Annotated in this window: 18 protein-coding genes and 1 other RNA gene; 13 read left to right on the top strand and 6 right to left on the bottom strand. The window is 61.3% G+C overall.

The features are described 5' to 3' along the window. Positions 1-45 precede the first annotated feature (45 nt). Together gmk and V7M64_RS10630 are read right to left on the bottom strand one after the other, a co-directional pair. Positions 46-693 (bottom strand): guanylate kinase, encoded by a 648-nt coding sequence (gmk, locus tag V7M64_RS10635; protein ID WP_333679115.1) that lies wholly within the window; start codon positions 691-693, stop codon positions 46-48. Next, positions 690-1,547, bottom strand: a complete 858-nt coding sequence (locus V7M64_RS10630) for a YicC/YloC family endoribonuclease (RefSeq protein WP_333679114.1) — start codon at positions 1,545-1,547, stop codon at positions 690-692. The genes gmk and V7M64_RS10630 overlap by 4 nt, the downstream gene beginning before the upstream one ends. Positions 1,548-1,622: 75 nt before the next feature. Between V7M64_RS10630 and rph the strand changes: the two genes are divergently transcribed. The 6 genes from rph (at position 1,623) to pepQ (ending at position 8,378) form a co-directional block, all read left to right on the top strand. Further along, positions 1,623-2,351 carry a ribonuclease PH gene (rph, locus tag V7M64_RS10625; protein ID WP_333679113.1) on the top strand — a complete coding sequence of 243 codons (729 nt, stop codon included), beginning with the start codon at positions 1,623-1,625 and terminating at the stop codon, positions 2,349-2,351. A 9-nt stretch (positions 2,352-2,360) separates the two neighbouring features. Next, positions 2,361-2,960: an RdgB/HAM1 family non-canonical purine NTP pyrophosphatase gene (gene rdgB, locus V7M64_RS10620; RefSeq protein WP_333679112.1), complete on the top strand. Its 600-nt coding sequence runs from the start codon at positions 2,361-2,363 to the stop codon at positions 2,958-2,960. A gap of 1 nt (position 2,961) precedes the next feature. Continuing rightward, the gene (gene hemW, locus V7M64_RS10615; protein WP_333679111.1) at positions 2,962-4,125 is read left to right on the top strand and encodes a radical SAM family heme chaperone HemW; all 1,164 of its coding nucleotides are present in this window, start codon (positions 2,962-2,964) and stop codon (positions 4,123-4,125) included. 90 nt (positions 4,126-4,215) lie between these two features. Further along, entirely contained in the window at positions 4,216-6,573 is a 2,358-nt protein-coding gene (locus tag V7M64_RS10610) for a DUF1631 family protein (RefSeq protein WP_333679110.1), read from the top strand. Beyond that, entirely contained in the window at positions 6,570-6,902 is a 333-nt protein-coding gene (locus V7M64_RS10605) for a PilZ domain-containing protein (protein WP_333679109.1), read from the top strand. The genes V7M64_RS10610 and V7M64_RS10605 overlap by 4 nt, the downstream gene beginning before the upstream one ends. A 156-nt stretch (positions 6,903-7,058) precedes the next feature. Continuing rightward, entirely contained in the window at positions 7,059-8,378 is a 1,320-nt protein-coding gene (gene pepQ, locus V7M64_RS10600) for a Xaa-Pro dipeptidase (RefSeq protein WP_333679108.1), read from the top strand. 60 nt (positions 8,379-8,438) lie between these two features. On the opposite strand, the gene V7M64_RS10595 is transcribed toward pepQ, so the two are convergent. The 3 genes from V7M64_RS10595 to V7M64_RS10585 all read right to left on the bottom strand — a co-directional run bounded on the left by V7M64_RS10595 (position 8,439) and on the right by V7M64_RS10585 (position 12,546). After that, a complete protein-coding gene (locus V7M64_RS10595) occupies positions 8,439-10,511 on the bottom strand; it encodes a phospholipase C, phosphocholine-specific (protein ID WP_333679107.1) in 2,073 nt (690 codons plus the stop codon). Between the two features lie 164 nt (positions 10,512-10,675). Next, positions 10,676-12,025, bottom strand: coding sequence for an aminopeptidase P N-terminal domain-containing protein (locus V7M64_RS10590; protein WP_333679106.1), 1,350 nt, complete (start codon positions 12,023-12,025; stop codon positions 10,676-10,678). Next, entirely contained in the window at positions 11,983-12,546 is a 564-nt protein-coding gene (locus tag V7M64_RS10585; protein ID WP_333679105.1) for a UPF0149 family protein, read from the bottom strand. Before V7M64_RS10585 ends, V7M64_RS10590 begins: the two co-directional genes overlap by 43 nt. A 100-nt stretch (positions 12,547-12,646) precedes the next feature. On the opposite strand from V7M64_RS10585, the gene V7M64_RS10580 reads away from it, so the two are divergent. The 7 genes from V7M64_RS10580 (at position 12,647) to V7M64_RS10550 (ending at position 15,445) form a co-directional block, all read left to right on the top strand. Then, on the top strand, positions 12,647-12,871 hold the full coding sequence (locus tag V7M64_RS10580; RefSeq protein WP_333679104.1) for a TIGR02449 family protein: 225 nt from the start codon (positions 12,647-12,649) through the stop codon (positions 12,869-12,871). Next, complete coding sequence (zapA, locus tag V7M64_RS10575; RefSeq protein WP_333679103.1) at positions 12,864-13,199, top strand: cell division protein ZapA; 336 nt, start codon at positions 12,864-12,866, stop codon at positions 13,197-13,199. The genes V7M64_RS10580 and zapA overlap by 8 nt, the downstream gene beginning before the upstream one ends. Before the next feature lie 7 nt (positions 13,200-13,206). After that, a non-coding RNA gene (gene ssrS / locus V7M64_RS10570) (6S RNA) lies at positions 13,207-13,392 on the top strand. A gap of 69 nt (positions 13,393-13,461) precedes the next feature. After that, entirely contained in the window at positions 13,462-14,079 is a 618-nt protein-coding gene (locus V7M64_RS10565; RefSeq protein WP_333679102.1) for a 5-formyltetrahydrofolate cyclo-ligase, read from the top strand. Then, a complete protein-coding gene (locus tag V7M64_RS10560) occupies positions 14,076-14,528 on the top strand; it encodes an EVE domain-containing protein (protein WP_333679101.1) in 453 nt (150 codons plus the stop codon). Before V7M64_RS10565 ends, V7M64_RS10560 begins: the two co-directional genes overlap by 4 nt. Positions 14,529-14,635: 107 nt before the next feature. Next, the gene (gene rpiA, locus V7M64_RS10555) at positions 14,636-15,274 is read left to right on the top strand and encodes a ribose-5-phosphate isomerase RpiA (protein WP_333679100.1); all 639 of its coding nucleotides are present in this window, start codon (positions 14,636-14,638) and stop codon (positions 15,272-15,274) included. Positions 15,275-15,301: 27 nt separating this feature from the next. Beyond that, positions 15,302-15,445: a hypothetical protein gene (locus V7M64_RS10550; RefSeq protein WP_333679099.1), complete on the top strand. Its 144-nt coding sequence runs from the start codon at positions 15,302-15,304 to the stop codon at positions 15,443-15,445. Positions 15,446-15,517: 72 nt separating this feature from the next. Here V7M64_RS10550 and V7M64_RS10545 read toward each other — a convergent pair whose 3' ends face one another. Next, positions 15,518-18,400: a TonB-dependent receptor gene (locus V7M64_RS10545; RefSeq protein WP_333679098.1), complete on the bottom strand. Its 2,883-nt coding sequence runs from the start codon at positions 18,398-18,400 to the stop codon at positions 15,518-15,520. Positions 18,401-18,686 lie beyond the last annotated feature (286 nt).

Below are 18,686 nucleotides of genomic sequence, written 5' to 3'. Positions count from 1 at the left end.
GGCCCTAATGCTATGCGGACCAGTACAGTAATCCTGAGCGAATGTTCAGGTTTGGGCCAAAAGCTCGCGAATCAAGCTTTCATAACGCTGACATTGCAACGCGCTGCGTTGGCGAACAGCCCGCACGATGGCCTGGAGATTGTCCAGTGCGTCCTCGAAACGGTCGTTGACGATGATGTAGTCGAACTCATGGGCGTGCGCGATTTCACCGCGGGAATTGCGCAACCGCCGGTCGATCACTTCCGCACTGTCCGAGCCGCGCCCGCGCAGCCGCCGTTCCAGTTCCGCCCGCGACGGCGGCAGGATAAACACGCTCACCACATCCGGTTTGGCCGTGCGTATCTGCGCGGCGCCTTGCCAATCGATCTCCAGCAAAACGTCACGTCCTTGCTGGAGCAAGTCCTGCACGGTTCTGCGCGATGTGCCGTAGAAATTGCCGTGCACCTCGGCATGTTCAAGGAAAATGCCCTCGGCGACCTCGCGCTCGAACTCCGCCCGCTCGACGAAGTAATAGTGGCGCCCGTACTGCTCGCCCGGACGCGGCGGACGCGTCGTGTGCGAGATCGACAACGAAATACCCGGCTCGCGCTCAAGCAACGCGTTCACCAGCGTCGACTTGCCGGCGCCAGAAGGCGCGGCAACGACGAAAAGCGTGCCTTCGGCACCCACCGTATCGGAGCTATGCGTGCTCATTCGATGTTCTGCACTTGCTCGCGCATCTGCTCGATCAGCACTTTCAATTCCACCGCCGCATTGGTGGTACGCGCATCGACCGACTTGGACCCGAGCGTATTCGCCTCGCGGTTGAACTCCTGCATCAGGAAATCCAATCGGCGCCCCACCGGCTCCTTCAAGCCGAGCACGCGGCGCGTTTCGGCGATGTGCGTGCTCAGGCGGTCCAGTTCTTCATCCACGTCCGACCGCGTCACCTGCAACACCAGTTCCTGCTCCAGCCGGCCCGGATCGGCCGGTTGTTTCAGATCGGCAAGACGTGATTCCAACCGCGTGCGCAAGGCAGCGCGGATCTCCGGCATCCAGCTGCGCACATCCTTCACGATGCGCTCGATCGCGTCCAGCCGTTCGCGCAGGATGCCGCCCAGCTGGGCGCCCTCGCGTTCGCGCGTAGCAGTGAGTACTTCCAGGGCGCGATCAAGCACTTCCAGCAGCGCGGCTTGCAATGCCTCCTGATCCACTTCTGCGTGCTGCAGCACGCCCGGAAAACGCAGCAGCTCGGTAAATTCGATCTGCATGCGCGGGAAACGCGCTTCCATATCCGAGGCCAGTGCGGACAAGCGCCCAATCAATGCGCCATCGACCTGCAGCGATTCACCGCGCGATTCGCCGCGCCGCACGATCACATCGACCTTGCCCCGCGACAGGCGACTGGCCATCCGCTCACGCAGTGCGGACTCGAACACGCGCATGTCTTCCGGCAAACGGGGGCTGAGTTCCAGATAACGGTGATTGACCGCGCGCAATTCGCACGTCAGCGCTCCCGCGGGCGTCTGGGCTTCGGCGGAAGCATAGGCAGTCATGCTGCGAATCATGGATAACCTTAGGATGGAAGGTGATGAAAGGCGCAATGGTAAACTGTCCCGCCTCCCGTTGCCCAAAAGAACGCCATGCCCGTGTCCCGTCCAAGCGGTCGCACCAGTGACCAGTTGCGCAAAGTCACCATCGAGCGCCACTACACCCGCCATGCCGAAGGCTCCGTGCTGGTCGCGTTCGGCGACACGCGCGTGCTCTGCACCGCCAGTATCGAAGAGCGCCTGCCGCCCTGGCTGCGCGGCAAAGGTGAAGGTTGGGTCACTGCCGAATACGGCATGCTGCCGCGCGCCACCTCCACCCGCACCCAGCGCGAAGCCACGCGCGGCAGCCAGGGCGGGCGCACCATGGAGATCCAGCGCCTGATCGGCCGCAGCCTGCGCGCCTGCGTGGATCGCCAGGCGTTGGGCGAACGCGTAATCACATTGGATTGCGATGTGCTCCAGGCCGACGGTGGCACGCGCACGGCCGCCATCACCGGCGCCTACGTCGCGCTGGTGGATGCCGTGAACACCCTGATGAAACGCGAAAACCTGCGCCGCAATCCCATCATCGGCGCAGTAGCCGCAGTGTCGGTGGGTGTCTACCAAGGCATGCCGGTGCTCGACCTCGACTACAGCGAAGACGCCAACTGCGACACCGACATGAATGTGGTGATGAACGACGGCGGCGGCATCATCGAGGTGCAAGGCACGGCCGAAGGCCACGCGTTCCGGCGCGAGGAGATGGACGCCATGCTCGACCTGGCCGAGAAAGGCATTGCCGAACTGATCGGCCTGCAACGCGCCGCACTGGACTTGGGCTGAGTACGTTTCATGCAGCGTATCGTTCTCGCCAGCAGCAACCGCGGCAAGCTTGCCGAATTCAACACCTTGCTCGCCGACAGCCAATTCGAAGTCATTCCACAAGCCGAACTGGGCGTGGAAGATGTCGAGGAAACCGGCCTCACCTTCGTGGAAAATGCGCTGCTCAAGGCGCGCCATGCTTCACACGTTACCGGCCTGCCGGCGCTGGCAGATGATTCCGGCCTATGCGTGGCGCAACTGCGTGGCGCGCCGGGCCTCTACTCTGCGCGCTACAGCGGTGGGCATGGCAATGCGCAAGCCAACAATGCGTTGTTGCTGCATAAGCTCGATGGCGTCCCGCCGCCACAGCGGGGTGCGTTCTTCATCTGCGTGCTCGCCTTGCTCTGGCATGCTGAAGATCCCGCACCGTTGATTGCCGAAGGCCGCTGGCATGGCCAGGTGCTGGATGCGCCACGCGGCACACGTGGCTTCGGCTACGATCCGTTGTTCTTGCCGCACGGCCAATCTTCCAGTGCTGCAGAATTGGAACCCGACGTCAAAAATCGCCTGAGCCACCGTGGACAAGCCATGGCAAAACTGCACGCGCGCATCGCCGAACTGCATAGCTGAAATGCCGTTGATCGCGCCACCGCTGTCGCTGTACGTCCACATGCCGTGGTGCGTAAAAAAATGTCCCTACTGCGATTTCAATTCGCACGGTGTGCGCGGCGCACCGCCCTATGCCCAATACGTCGACACGCTGCTGGCTGATCTCGACGCTGACCTGCGCGATTTCGGTAGCGCACTGCAGGATCGCCCCATCATCAGCGTGTTCTTCGGCGGCGGCACGCCCAGCCTGTTCACGCCCGAGCTCATCGGCCGCTTTCTCGATGGCGCGCGTTCGCGCCTGCGCTTTATCGACCACTGCGAGGTCACGCTGGAAACCAATCCCGGCACGGTCGAGCATGGGCGTTTCGATGGCTATCTCGCCGCCGGCGTCAACCGGATTTCGTTCGGCATCCAAAGCTTCGATGACGCCAAGCTCAAGCGGCTCGGGCGCATCCATTCCTCGCAAGAGGCCGAAGCGGCAGTGAAATCCGCCCAGGACGCCGGCCTCGGCAACATCAATCTCGACCTGATGTATGCCCTGCCGGAACAAGCCCTGCCCGGCGCATTGGACGACGTGGATCGCGCCGTGGCATTGCGGCCCACGCATATCTCCCACTACCAGCTCACGCTGGAACCCAACACCGTCTTCGCCGCCCATCCGCCACCGCTACCCGACGACGACGCGGCCTGGGCCATGCAGGAAGCCTGCGAAACGCGCCTGGCCGCAGCGGGTTACACCCAATACGAGGTGTCTGCCTATGCCCAACCCGACCGGCGCTGCGAGCACAACCTCAACTATTGGCGTTTCGGCGATTACTTAGGGATAGGCGCTGGCGCCCACGGCAAGATCAGCGACGCCGCCTCCGGCGAGATCTGGCGCCGCTGGAAGACCCGCCATCCCAATGCCTATCTGGAAGCCGCCGGCCAGCCGGCTCGCATCGGCGGCCACTCGGCCGTGCCGGTCGACGAACTGCCGTTCGAATACATGCTCAACGCCTTGCGCCTGATCCACGGTGTGCCCCTGGACGACTTTGCTGCCCGCACCGGGGTGCCAATGGCATGCATCGCCAGCCCCCTGGAAGCCAGCCGTCAGAAAGGCTGGCTGGAAAACGATCCGCATTGCCTGCGCACCACCCCGTTAGGGCAGCGCTTTCTCAACGACGTCATAGGCGGCTTTCTGGCCTAGCGAAAATGTGATGTAGATCACAAAACCCATGACGAGGCTCGGGAAGCAGCTTACACTGGGCCAGGGGAACACTCACGGGGAATGCAGGTCATGGACGTCGAGTCAAGGGTCTATCCGTCGTCTGTCGCCGGAGGTCGCCGCGCTGGCCTGGGCCGGATGCCCGCGCGCACGCGCAAACTGGTCGAGGCGGCTTGCACGCTCTGTGATCACTGGGCAGAACCGACCTTGCGGCTATGCCTGGATCGCTTCGACAAGCGGCTCTACGAACTGGCCGAACAATCGCGCAATCACCTGGAACAACAACGCTGCTTCGATAGCAGGAATTTTGTGCAGCAGGGACGCACGGCATTCATCCAATCGTTCGCCGCCAAGTTGCGCGAGAGCTTTGAAGACGTAGGCGATGCGGAAGACGATCAGGCGCTGCAATCGCTCAGCCTGCACTCGCTGACCTTGCTCGATCGCACCGAACACGAGCTTACCGCTGCACTCGACAAACTTGCTGCGCGCAGTGAGGCGCAAAACGGGCCCATCCTTTCCGAACTCTCCTACCGCCTCGCCGTGCTGGTGGCCGCGCCGCCGCTCGAAGGCAAACAGCTACCACCCGGCCCGCAAAACATGGCGCGCATCCTGCGCGTCGCCAGCGAGCCGATGAACCTGCCGCTCGAACATCGCCTGCTGTTATTCCAGGTCTTTGAGAGCAGCGTCGGGCGCACGTTGGTTTCGTTGTACGAAGGCATCAATGCCAAATTGCTGGCAGACGGCATCCTGCCGCAACTGCGCGCATTTACCGCGGCGCGCGCCACCCATGGACCCGCGCATGCTGGCGCGCCGGCGGCCGGACCTACCGCAACCGCCGTGGAGACAGCCGAAACCAGCAGCGAGCCGATCGCCGTACTGGAAACCCTGCGCGACCTGCTCTCGCGCCAGCGCGCGGCGCCATTCGGCCATGCGCACGCCGGCGGCGGGCGCACCGCCACGCCGGAAGAATTGCAGACGGCGCTCGGCGCCCTGCAGCAGCACATGGTGCAGGTCACCGACCGTACCAGCCGCGAGCTGCGCAGCGCGCAACGCCTGCAGGAAGAACTGCTCTACCAGCTCAACCTCAACGTGCCGCCTGGCGCCGCACGCACGCAGCTGACGGCCGAACAGGGCGATACGGTGGAACTGGTAGCGATGCTGTTCGAGCAGCTCGCCGAGCAACTGCAGCACGGTCCGGACGCACGCGCCTTGCTCGGCAATCTGCAGTTGCCCTTGCTGCGCCTGGCGGTTGCCGACCGCGATTTCTTCGATCAGCAAGAACACCCGGCACGCCAGATGCTCGGCAAACTGGCCGATACCATCAACACCTGGTTGGCCGGCCCGAACGGCGAGACGGATCAGCAACTGCTCGCCAAGCTCAGCCAGCTGGTGGATCGCGCCCAACAGGAACCACCGAGCGCCGGGCTTTACACCAGCCTGCTGGCGGATATCGAGCATCATCTGATGCAGCTGGCGCGCAAGTCGCAAGCGGCCGAACGGCGTCACGTGGAAGCCATGCAAGGCCGCGAGCGGTTGGAACAGGCGCGCCGGCGCGCCGATGAATTGATGGCCGAACGCTTCGCCATCGTCTCGCCGCGCGGCTTGCTGCGCACCCTGCTCGAGCGCGCATGGACCGATGTGCTGGCGCTGACGCTGTTGCGTCACGACGAACACAGCGAGGCCTTCCTGCATCAGCTGCGCATCACCGACCAGTTGCTCGGGCAGTTCCCGGTCCACGATCCGCTGGAGTTGCGCCATGAGGTGGAGACCGGCCTGCAGCAAATCGGCATGCACCAGGACGAGGCCGAACAAGTGGCACAGCGCCTGATCAGCGCACAAATGCCGGCCACGGTTTTGCCCTTGCCCGCTCTGCCGGAGGTGCCAAGCACCGCCGCGGCCGAACCGGTCATCGACGAAAAGCCAGTGCAAACCGCAGTGCAGGCAACGGCAGCTCCGATCGCGGAAGAAGCAAAACCCCAGCCACCTCCGCGCCTCACCGAGGTACCCAGCGCCACCGATCTTGCGATCCGGCTCAAGCAGCGCCAACGCCTGGGCGAGCAACGCAACCAGGAGGCGCCATCGTCCACGCACGCCGCCGTGGTGCCGCCGCTGGGCCTGCGCGAAGCGCGCATCCACAATCACCTTCGCCAACTGCCGTTCGGCACCTGGTTCGAATTCAACGATGCCACCGGCCACGTGACACAGCAAAAACTGGCCTGGTTCTCGCCGGTATCGGGTAACAGCCTGTTCGTGAATCGCCGCGGCCAGCGCAGCGATGTGATGAACCTGCAGGAGCTGGCGCGCGCCATCGCCGAAGGCCGCGTGCGTGAATTGCCGCCGCAGCAAGAGAACCTGCTCGACCGTGCCTGGCATGCCTTGACCAACAACCTGCTGCGTCCCGCCCCGCTGCTGCCGGAGGCACGCTCATGAACGAACAGCGTCGCGCGCCGCGCAAGCGGCCGAACTACATCGTCAACGTGACCGACATGATCACCGGCCAGACGCTTGGGCAGCTGGGCAACCTGTCCAGCAACGGCATGCTGCTGATCAGCCAGCACACGCCACGCAGCGAGGCCGTCTACCAGGTAAGCCTGCCGCTACCCTCGCATGACGCCACCATGCCGATCATCGAGGTGGGCATTCAGGAGCAATGGCACGAGCATGCCGCCACGCCAGGACAGATCTGGTCCGGCTATCGGATCATTGCCATCGGCAGTGCCGATGCGGCGCATCTGGAGCGTTGGTTGCAGCAAGCGTAATCAGTGCTTCTGCATCACAGCCGTTGCGTGCAGCGCTCGCTCGTTGTGCCGATTTTTTCTCATGCCGTGACGAATTTTTTCCAAACGCGCACCTGGCGTGGCGCCCATGCATCTGCGCGCTACACTGCGCCGGACAAGACCATCCGGAATTGAAGCATGAGCCACGATCTTGCCTCGCTGTATGCCCAACACATCACCACGCTGCGCCAACGCGCGGACCAGGCGCTGGCCCTGGGTGGCTTCGATCATCTGCTGATTGCCGCCAGCACGCCGCTGCGGAAATTCCTTGATGACCAGGACTACGCGTTCGTCGCCAATCCGCATTTCCGTCATTGGCTGCCGCTGACCGATACGCCGGGCAGCTGGGTGGTGTATACGCCGGGCGGCAAGCCCAAGCTGATCTTCGTGCAGCCGCGCGATTACTGGCACGTGGTACCCGCCGCGCCGAGCGGCTACTGGGTGGATCATTTCGACATCCGCATCGTGCGCACGAATGCCGAAGCCGTAGCACTGCTTCCGAAAGATCGTCGCGCGGTGATCGCACCGGAATGCCCCAGCATCGAAGGCGTGGAAGCCAACAATCCGGAGTCGGTGGTCAACTATCTGCATTGGCATCGCAGCTACAAGACCCCCTATGAACTGGCATTGATGCGTGAAGCCAGCCGCATCGGCACGCGCGCGCATCGCGCAGCGGAACAAGCCTTTCGCGCAGGCGAGAGCGAGTTCGGTATCCAGATGGCCTACCTCGCCGCCGCCCGCCAGACCGAAGCGGAACTTCCCTACTCGAACATCGTGTGCCTCAACGAACATGGTGCCGTGCTGCACTACACGCACTTTGACCGCACACCGCCCAAGGAAAGCCGCTCGTTCCTGATCGATGCCGGCGGCAGCAAAGCCGGTTATGCCAGCGACATCACGCGCACTTACGCAGGCAAGGGCCATGAAGCATTCCAGGCCTTGATCGACAGCATGGAACGTGCGCAACTCGGTTTTGCGGCCAAAGTGAAGGCGGGACAGAGCTATCCGGAGCTGCACATCCATGCCCACCTCGTCATCGCCGAGGTGCTGCGCGAACACGGCGTGATTCGCATGAGCGCGGAAAGCGCCGTGCAATCCGGCGTAAGCTCGGCGTTTTTCCCGCACGGCCTGGGACATCCGATCGGCTTGCAAGTGCACGACGTTGCCGGCTTCCAGGCCAACGAAAGCGGCGGTTTCATTCCGCGTCCGGAAGGCCATCCCTATCTGCGCATGACGCGCGTGCTGGAACCGGGCATGGTGGTGACTATCGAACCGGGTCTCTACTTCATCGACATGCTGCTCGAAGAACTGCGCGCCAAGCCGGTTGCCAGCGACATCGACTGGAACAAGGTGGATGCGTTCCGGCCTTACGGCGGCATTCGTATCGAAGACGACGTGGTGTGCACGGATGGTGCGCCGGAGAATCTTACGCGTGATGCTTTTGCCGCGTTGGGTTGATGCTCGCGCAGCCGCCCTTAAGGCCAATGGCACTACCCCAACCTACGACCGGCGCATTCGTCAAAGCTTTTGGTAGCCCTGCCACCGCGCCTGACCAATGGCGGGATCGGTTACGCTCGCGCTGTCCGTTTCCACGTGACCTGCAAGGCGACGCACAAAGCCGGCCTCTGCATCGGCGCGCACGATCAAGTCGTACCAACCGTAGCTGTCTCCGAGCGACCAATGTTTCTCGGCACATTCGCCGGGCTTGAGCATGTAGGTCATCGACGCGCCGTCGTAGAGATTTTCAACGGTGACGTTGCAGAAATCGTGGCCTTCATTCACCAAGGTGAGCAGCAAGCCGCCTCCTTCACGATGGTAGCGGCTGGCGAGCTGCAGGCTTGTCTTGCGCGACGAACCGTCGCCCTTGAAGCTGCGCACAAAACCGTTCGGCCCATACACGTGCCACTCGTAGGCAGCTTGCGCCGGCCATGCGGCGGCAAGCGATTTTTCCGCCTCGACGGTGTAGTACCACGGACCATCCGGCGCATGGCCGGAGCGCACGTGGAAGCACGCGCCCAAGCGGCCTTCATTCTGGAAATCGAGGTGGAATTGCCCGTTGTCCCAGCGGCCCATCGCCTGCAGGTCATACGGCGCAGGACGCAACGGTTTGCTGCCCTGCTCCTGTGTGGGAAGCATCTGGCTCACGGGTGGCGTGGGTGAATAATCGGGATGGCGCAGCTTGTCCGGCGGCGCGTACGCGTGCGTGCTCGGCAAAACCGGCTGTGCGCCATTGGATTTGGCAAAGTCGAATGCCGATGTGAGATCACCGCACACGGCGCGGCGCCACGGCGTGATATTGGGACTCTGCACGCCAAAGCGCTGCTCGATAAAACGAATGATCGAGGTGTGGTCGAACACCTCCGAACACACCCAGCCGCCCTTGCTCCACGGCGACACCACGATCATCGGCACGCGCGGCCCAAGGCCATACGGGCCGGCAGGATAAAGAACGTCGCCGGCAAACATTTCGTTCGCCGTCGACACGGTGGATTGCCCTTGCGTTGCCGCTGGCGGCGTGCACGGCGGCACCATGTGGTCGAAGAAGCCATCGTTTTCATCGTAGGTGATGAACAGCACGGTCTTGCTGAAGACGCCCGGATTGCTGGTCAGCGCATCCAGCACTTGCGAGATGTACCAGGCGCCATAGTTGGCCGGCCAGTTGGGATGTTCGGTGTACGCTTCGGGAGCGGCGATCCACGATACCTGCGGCAGCCTGTTGCCGAGCACGTCGCTGCGCAGTTCGTCGAACAAGCTGCCGCCAGCAGAAATGTTCGTACCGGTTCTGGCGCCCTGATAGAGCGGACTGCCCGGCTGGGCGTTGCGGTACTGGTTGAAATACAGCAGCGAGTTGTCGCCGTAGTTGCCGATATAGGCATCGTCGGTCCAACCCCAGGAACCGGCAGCATCCAGGCCAGTGCCGGCGTCCTGGTAGATCTTCCAGGAAATGCCTGCCTGCTGCAGCGCTTCCGGGTAGGTGGACCAGCCATAACCCGCTTCCGCATTGTCGATCACCGGACCGCCGCCGGCGCCGTCATTGCCGACCCAACCCGTCCACATGTAGTAGCGGTTCGGATCGGTCGGGCCCAGCACGGAACAGTGGTACGCATCGCAAACGGTGAAGGCATCGGCGAGCGCGTAGTGGAAGGGAATGTCCTCGCGCGTGAGGTACGCCATGGTGGTGGTGCCTTTGCTGGGCACCCATTGATCGTATTGGCCTGCGTTCCATGCCGCATGCGTGCTGGTCCAGTCATGGGCGAGATCTTCCAGGAACTGCAAGCCCAAGTCCGGCGCTGTGGGATGAAACGGCAGCACGTAGCCGGAGCCGTCCGGCTGGTGCCACACCGAGTTTCCAGAGCTGAGATTGACCGGCCGCGGATCGCCAAACCCGCGCACGCCTTTCAATGCGCCGAAGTAGTGATCAAAGGAGCGGTTCTCCTGCATCAGCACGACGATGTGCTCGACATCCTCGATCGTGCCTTTGCGGCGGCTGGCAGGAATCTCCAGTGCACGCGCGATGCTGAGAGGCAGCGCCGAAGCCAGCGTCGTGCTGCCCAGCAGTTGCAGGAATCGGCGGCGGTTCATCGAGGTCATGCTGCGTTCTCATTTCGCGCGTGAGTGACGCCGCGGGATGCTGGAGCGTCAAGGTTGCAGGCGTGCGACATTCGTAGGGCGGCTTCGGTAACTTGGCGAGAGGTCACACATATCAGCAAGCCGCAGTGAGGGCTTGCGAGTGAGCCATGGCATTTGCTCAAGCATCAACGACCGGCCAGGACTGCCTCAATCTCTTCCGGTTGCTTGGGCACGTCCACCGTCAGCACATCATGGCCGTCGCGTGTCACGGCTACGTCATCCTCGATGCGAATACCGATGCCACGCCACGCTTCCGGCACCGTCATGTCATCGGGCGCGATGTAGATGCCCGGCTCAACCGTCAGCACCATGCCCGGCTCCAGCATGCGCGGCTCGCCATCGACGCGGTAATCGCCCACGTCATGCACGTCCAGCCCCAGCCAGTGGCTGGTCTTGGCCGGGAAGAACCGCTTGTAGCTGCCTAGCATGATGGCTTCGGTGGCATCGCCTTTGATCAGCCCGAGTGCGCACAAGCCTTCGGTAATCACGTGCACCGCGACATCGTGCGCGGTGCTGTACGAACGGCCCGGCATCACCTCGTCGATCGCGGCCTCTTGCGCGGTAAGCACGATTTCGTAGAGCGCGCGCTGCTCGCGGCTGAAACGCCCGCTGATGGGAAAGCTGCGGCTGATGTCGGAGGCATAGCATTCCAATTCCGCACCGGCATCGATCAATAGCAGGTCGCCATTCTTCAGCACGGCACGATTGGCCTGGTAATGCATGGCACAGGCATTCACGCCGCCGGCAACGATGGGTGGAAAGGCGGCTACGGCGCCGCGGCTGCGCATCGTACGCAGGAGCTCGGCTTCCACCTCGTATTCATGCCGCCCGGCGCGGGCCATGGCCATGGCGGCAAGATGCGCCTCCACGGCGATGGCCGCCGATGCGCGCATCAGTTTCAACTCCGCTCGCGACTTGTACAGGCGCAAATCGTGCAGCAGATGGCCCAGGGCCACGAATTCCTTCGGCACCACGCCGCCGCCGCGCAACTGGCGCAAGCGGCGCATCCAGCCCAGCAACTGCGCATCGAATTGCGGCTCGCGGCCGAAGTGGCAGTAGACGCGCGCGCGCCCTTCGATCATGCCCGGCAGGATGTCGTCGATGTCGTCGATGGGGAACGCATCATCCATGCCGTAATCCGCGACGGCGCGCTCGGTACCAACGAACTCGCCATGCCAGCGCTCACGCTCCGCATCGCGCTCGCGGCAGAACAGCACGACCTCGCCGTGCTGGCGGCCGGGCAACAGCGCAAGTACCGCGTCAGGCTCAGGAAAACCGCACAAATAATGGAGATCCGAATCCTGGCGATAGGGCCATGCGGCATCGGCGTTGCGCATGCGCTCGGGCGCGGTGGCGATCAGCACCACCGCGTCTTCCCCGGCCATTTTCATCAGCTGGCGGCGGCGCCGCGCGAATTCCTCGGCAGCGATGTTCAATGCAGCGTGCCGCTGGAAGACGGGCTGGGAATATGGCATTCGGTGAACAGCAGCATGGCGCCCATGCGCACGAATTCGTGCACTTCGATCAGGGCATCCTCGTCTTCGTCTTCGCTGCCGAAATCCAGCGACGAGGACGCAATCGCCCCGAGATCGCTCAGGATCTCGCGGCCTTCGTCGGACAATCGCCCGTGCGCGCCGGGACCGCCCAAACCAAAACCGCTCAGAAAGCCACGGCACCAATCCACCAAGGCGTCGGCACGCTCCGGCAACGGGCGATCATCCGCGGGCAGCAAGGGTTCGAAGCCAAGTTCAGGGTCGGCCAGTTCTTGTTCGCTTTGGCGGGCCAGTTGATCCAGCGCGTCCTGGTCGTGTTCGGACACACTGTCGCTGCCGGCTTCGAGATGCAGGGCGCTCAGCACAGACCGCCTGCCAGGCCTGCCGTTGGACGCCAGCAAACCGCAAAGAGAACCATGTAACTCACTGGCGGGAATGGACAATCGCAAGTGCACAACAACATCGTCCAGTTCATCGTGACCGATGGGTGCGGGGGTGGCCATGGCGGTCTCCATTAACGTTCAAGCGGCAAGTTTAATGCACCGACATTTCCGGGCCATCCGGGCCACAGATTTCTTCCAGCGTCCTGATATAGTTCGCCGCATGACCACACCCGATGCCGCCCAGCACGAGCTTGCCGCCCTGAGCCAGCAGCTTGATCGGCTGCTCGACCACGTGCACCGCTTGAGCGAAGAAAACCGCAGCCTGCGCCACAGCCAGGAACAATTGGCGAACGAACGCGCAAGCCTGCTGGCACGCAACGAACAGGCGCGCAGCCGGGTCGAAGCCATGATTCAACGATTGAAGGCACTCGAGAGCAATGGCTGACGTCATCAGCATGTCCACCAACGAACCCGTTTCACTGCGCCTGATCGATCGCGAGTTCCTGATTGCCTGTCCGCCGGAAGAACGCGACGGCTTGCTGGAAGCGGCCAGCTTTCTCGACCGCAAGATGCGCGAATTGCGCACGCATGCCAAGACACCGGGTTTCGATCGCCTCGCCGTGCTGGCGGCGATCAGCATCACGCATGAATACCTGCAATTGCAGAAGCGTGCCGGCGATGCGACGCACACTGCGGCTGAACCTGGCATCTCCGAGGGATTGGCTGCGTTGCGCCGCAAGCTTGAAGCCGCACTCGACGCGCAACTAAAATAGCCCTCGGCGTTTTCTGCGGTGTGCGCCAGCACACTCTTACATATTGCCTTGTTCCTATATACGACCCGGGACGGTTACTTAAGGCTGTTGCGCATGTCCGCCGCGTGCGGAAAGCCTCGAGGCCTTAATTTCCCTCCCACCTGATCCCATTGGATCAAGGTCGTTTGGTGGGCAGCGGCATCGCGGTTTACGCCACCCCATTCCAACCCGGATGCCATCCCGATGGCATCCGGGCCGCCGGGCCCCTGAGGAGACGCGCGACGTGGACACCGCCGCACGACGTCGTGAACTACGCCAGCGCCTGGCCGAACGCCGCCGCGCCCTTTCTCCTCCCCAGCGCATCGGCGCCGCCCAAGGCCTGCGGCGCAGCCTTGAGCACCTGCCCGAATACCATACGGACAAGCGCGTCGCCGGCTACTGGGCGTGCGACGGCGAATTGCCGCTCAACCTGGTCATTCCGCCGCTCGCCACGCGTGGCCAACAGTTCCTGCTGCCCTTGATCGGCCAGGACAATCAGCTGCGCTTTGCCCCCTGGGCAGCCGGCGATCCGGTGCAGCCCAACCGCTTTGGGATTCCAGAGCCGGTGACGCCACACGAATGGTTCGCCCCGTTCCAGCTCGACCTGGTGTTCGTGCCGCTGCTTGCCTTTGATCGCCAGGGCAACCGCCTGGGCTACGGCGGCGGTTACTACGACCGCAGCTTCGCCTTTCTGAAGGATCAGCTGCGCCCGACCGAGCCGCTGCTGGTCGGCATCGCCTATGACTTCCAGGAACTGCCGCACATTGCGCCCGAGCGCTGGGACGTGTCGCTGGATTTCATTGCCACCGATCGCGAACTTATCGATTGCCGCGCGAATGCATCCGGAGACCAGAGCGCATGAAGTATTGGCTGATGAAATCCGAGCCGGACACTTTTTCCATCGACGACCTCAAGCGCAAGAAACGCGAAGCCTGGGACGGCGTGCGCAACTACCAGGCGCGCAATTTCATGCGCGACGACATGCGCGTGGGCGATGGCGTGTTTTTCTATCACTCCAATTGCGCCGAACCGGGCATTGCCGGCCTCGCGGAAGTCGCCAGCGATGCATACCCCGACCCTTCCCAGTTCGATCCCAAGAGCAAATACTTCGACCCTGCCAGCTCGCGCGACAACCCGCGCTGGATGCTGGTGGACGTGAAGTTCGTGAAGAAACTCCAGCGCACAATCACGCTGGACGAACTGAAGAACCATCCGAAGCTGGAAGGGATGACGCTGCTGCGCAAAGGCAATCGCCTGTCGGTCATGCCGGTGGATGCAGCGGAGTGGAAATACATCCTGGGCCTGGAATAACACCTCGCTTTTCACTCTTACAAGGGTCGCCCATTGCAGGTGCAACGCAGCATGCGAACCACCTGCGAATAAACGACCATGACGGTTTTCGCCCTCCAGGACCCACCATGAGTAACGAAGAAAAACGCCTAGCCGGCGAAGCCGCGATCAAATACGTCGAAGACGGCGCCATCGTCGGCGTCGGCACCGGTTCCACCGTGGCCTTCTTCATCGATGCCCTGGCCCATATCAAGGACCGCATCCAGGGCGCGGTCTCCAGTTCCGAGCAATCCACTGCGCAACTGAAAAAACACGGCATCCCCGTATTCGACCTCAACGCCATCGGCCCGCTTACCTTGTACGTCGATGGCGCCGACGAATGCGATTTGCACAAGCGGCTGATCAAGGGCGGCGGCGCCGCGCTTACGCGCGAAAAAATCATCGCTGAAGCGGCCCATAAATTCGTCTGCATCATCGACTCCAGCAAGCGCGTCAACATCCTGGGCAAATTTCCGCTGCCGATCGAAGTCATCCCGATGGCGCGCAGCCTGGTCGGACGTGAAATCGTCAAGCGTGGCGGCAACCCGGTTTGGCGCGATGGTGTGGTCACCGATAACGGCAATTGGGTCATTGATGTGCACGGATGGCAGATTGCCGACCCGGTGGCGTTGGAGAGTGAACTCAATCAGATTCCTGGCATCGTCACCGTTGGACTGTTTGCACGCCGGCCGGCCGACGTCGTACTGATTGGCGATAAATTGATGTGATGGCTGCTAGCTGAAGGAAGTGCGTGAGTGAAGAAAGACGACGTTACACGCGATGTGGCACGCAATATCGAGCGCGCCGGCATTTATCAGATCATGCGTGCGCTGCCATGGCCGCTAAAGCTGTTGGCCATGGCAGCTGCTGTGGCTTATTTGTACTGGGCTGCGCATTGAGTTATTGCCCCACAGCGCCATAAAAAAAGCCCCGCCAACCGGCGGGGCTTTGTCTTCTGCAAGCGTTCCTGCTTACTTGTTGTTGCCCAACTTGTAGGTCGCTTCGATGAGGAACTCACGACCGTCAACGTCATAGTTCAAGGCGTTATACGGCTGACCCTCTGTACCGGGATAGCTACGATCGATAGGCGGCATCTTGTTGAAGACGTTGTCGATTTCGAATGTAAGCGCCAGGTTTTTGATCGGGCTGTAGCTGGCAGTAATGTTGTAGCGAATCCATGGCGCCAGCCTTCCCGCACCGGGGGTGTAGTAGTTATTGGCGATCGTGGCCAGGTAGTTGGGCGAAGCACCATCACGAATACCGTAGACCGTAACTCCCCAAGTCTCCATCGGCGACAGCCAGCTTACCGAACCATCCACCCTACTCTTGAACTCGGTGCTGTAATACGGTTCGCGCAACAAATTGATGAACGGGTCGTTCGGAAGCAGCTGCTGCCTGTGAGTCAGGATGTCACTCCACGACGTTCTCGCATTGATGCTTCCGTAAGCACCAATCGCATGGCTATAGCTTACTTCGGTAATAACGGAATTTAGATACTCACGCGCCACATTGACCTTCGGCGTGAGAATCTGGGTAATCGGAGCCAGCAGGCCTGCTCCCAGCGGCGTTCCCGAACGAATCACCTTCGACAACGCGTCCTGGCAACTGGGCGAGTTGATATCGAACAGACCCAGGCGGCAGTTGGCTTCGGTCTGCGCGAGGAAGTCGGAACTCTGTGCCTGGATTTCGTTACGGATGTTGTAGTGGTAGTAATCCGCCTTCAAGGCAAAGCCTTGGAACGGCGACAGCACGAAGCCCAAACTGAATGTTTTGGCGATGATCGGCTGCAGCTTCGGGTTACCCGACTGCTGGCCAAAAAATTGCTCGGCGCTGAGCTGCCCCGGACAGTTGGCGATATTGCCGCCGGTGTAACCCAGTTTTGCACAGTTGTAATAATCGACCACGCTGCTGTAATAACCGCTGGGCCCTTGAAATTCATCAGGTAACGTCGGGGCTTTGAACGCCGTACCGTACGTACCGCGCAGCAAGAGCAAATCGCCAAACGGGCGGAATTCAACCCCGATGTTGTAAGTCGGATGGCTCACGGAGCCGCCGGCGACGTTATAGCTGTCGTAACGACCGGAAAGGTCCACGGTCAGCATCTTGAACAGCGGTGCATTGAACTCGACCGTGGTCGCGTAGCGCGAGCGATGTCCCTCACCTGCTACGTCGGTAAAGTCATAAGTTTGTCCGCTGAGAATGCGCGGATCCGGGGAATAATCCCAGCCTTGGTTACCACCTTCGACCACCATCGCCAAGCCAGCATCGCCACCAGGCAAGGAGAACAACGATGCGTTGGTAATCTGACCGCGGAGCATGTTGTCCCACGTCTTGGCATACGTCTCGGTGTAACCGGTAAAACTGCGGAATGCAGCGTTGGAAACTGGCGAGAAGAATGCCTTGTAGTCAGGGTTGTAGCTTGGCAAACCGGCCCCGTACGGATCGAGTCCCTGATACGCGCCAAGTATGTTGCCGAAGTAGCTATTGATCTGATCGGTCCAGCGCTGGATGGTGCGCTGTTGCAGGTGATCTTCGGAATGATTGAACGTTACGTCGTAGGCCCAGTTCGATTGGCCAAAATTACCCTTTCCACCCAAGGTCAGCAGCCACGAATTCTCAACGTTGTTATCCATGATGTGCTGGTAGCCGCCTGCCTCCTCGGGGCTGAATGCGTGCTGCAGCAGAACGTAGTCATCCTGTCCCTTATCGTAGAAGATGGGGCTACTCCAGAACAGGAAGTTGGAGCCTGACGAGAATTTCTGCTGATCGTAGCTGTACAAAAAATTGCCGTACAACTGAAGATCATCATTTACGTCGTACGTCGCACGCGCGTAAAGATTTGCCGAATTGTCCTTGTTGTTCTCCGTATGGTAACCAGCGCTGTATTGCGAGCCGCAATAGTCGCCGTGATTCGAGCGCGTCTGAAGCTGTTCCGTACCACCGTACTGGCCAGCAACGGCTGAGCATCCAATCCCAGGATTCAACGCGTTCGGACTGTAGTAAGCATCCTCCAGCTTTGTTTCGCTCAACACCAGGTAATCGCGTGATGCTGTAGGGGGCGTGGTGCCTTGCGTGAAATACTGACGGGTCAGGCTGCGATCAAAACCCCAGATCGGCTCGATGCTTTCGACCTGGACGCCGGCCATGACGTTCAATTTGCCGAACGTAAAGCTATCGGCACCATAAAGGCGCCGATCGGCACCACCGCCGCCGGTATGCCAGCCGAAGCGCGCGTCAACGACGGGGGCATCCAGTTTTTTCTTCAGCACGATATTGATGACGCCCGCGATGGCGTCCGAACCGTAAATGGATGAATTGCCGCCCGGCAGGACGTCGATGTGATCGATCATCTCGATCGGAATACTGGTCAGGCTGTTGAATGCCTCGCTGCCGTTATAGAGCGCCGGGAAGTCGCCCATCGGCAGGCCATCGATCAGGTATTTGGTGTAACTGGGATCGAGGCCAAAGAAGCTGATTGTTTTTGCGCTCTGCGTGAAACCACCCGCATTGTTCGGTCCCTGCACGCTACCGGTTGCAAAGGTACCTGCCTGCAGCACATCAGCCACACTGGTAAAGCCGCGGTCCTTCATCTGCTGCGCCGTGATCGTAATGACCGGCTTGCTGGTTTCGATGGCCGTCTGCGGAATCAGCGAACCCGTAACGTTGACCACTTCCAGCTTCTTGGCCTTCTTGCTCGCGTCGTCCGCTGATGAGCCGGCTGTGGACTGGCTGTTGGACTGAGTGTCTTGTGGCGCATTGACGGCATCACCAGATTGCGTGTTGCTCGCGTAAGCGTTCGCGCAACCGAACGCCAAAGCAGCCACAACGGCTACAGCAAGTTTCGACTTCAACATTGAATTCCCCTAGCTCTAATCAAGTTGTACAGAAGACACCTCTTCCCCAGCGAAGAGGCACCACTTCCCCAAATGAAACGCACCCGACAGCCGTGGGCACGTGCTCGCACTCCCTATCTCTATCGTGACGTGTACCCGAGGGGCCTCCCCTAGCAGGTTCGTGCTGCAATCATGTTTACAAGAGATGTAAAACTTTCGCAAATGGCTTAGGGCATAAAGTGCCAGGAAATTTTCCAACGAGCACGCGTAGTTATGACTACTTATAAAAAATCATCGTTTTGCAAAT

This window comes from Dyella sp. (assembly GCF_036746095.1).
Taxonomy (GTDB): domain Bacteria; phylum Pseudomonadota; class Gammaproteobacteria; order Xanthomonadales; family Rhodanobacteraceae; genus Dyella_B.
Note: the sequence above shows the minus strand (reverse complement) of the source record. Positions and strands in the feature narration are given on the sequence as shown.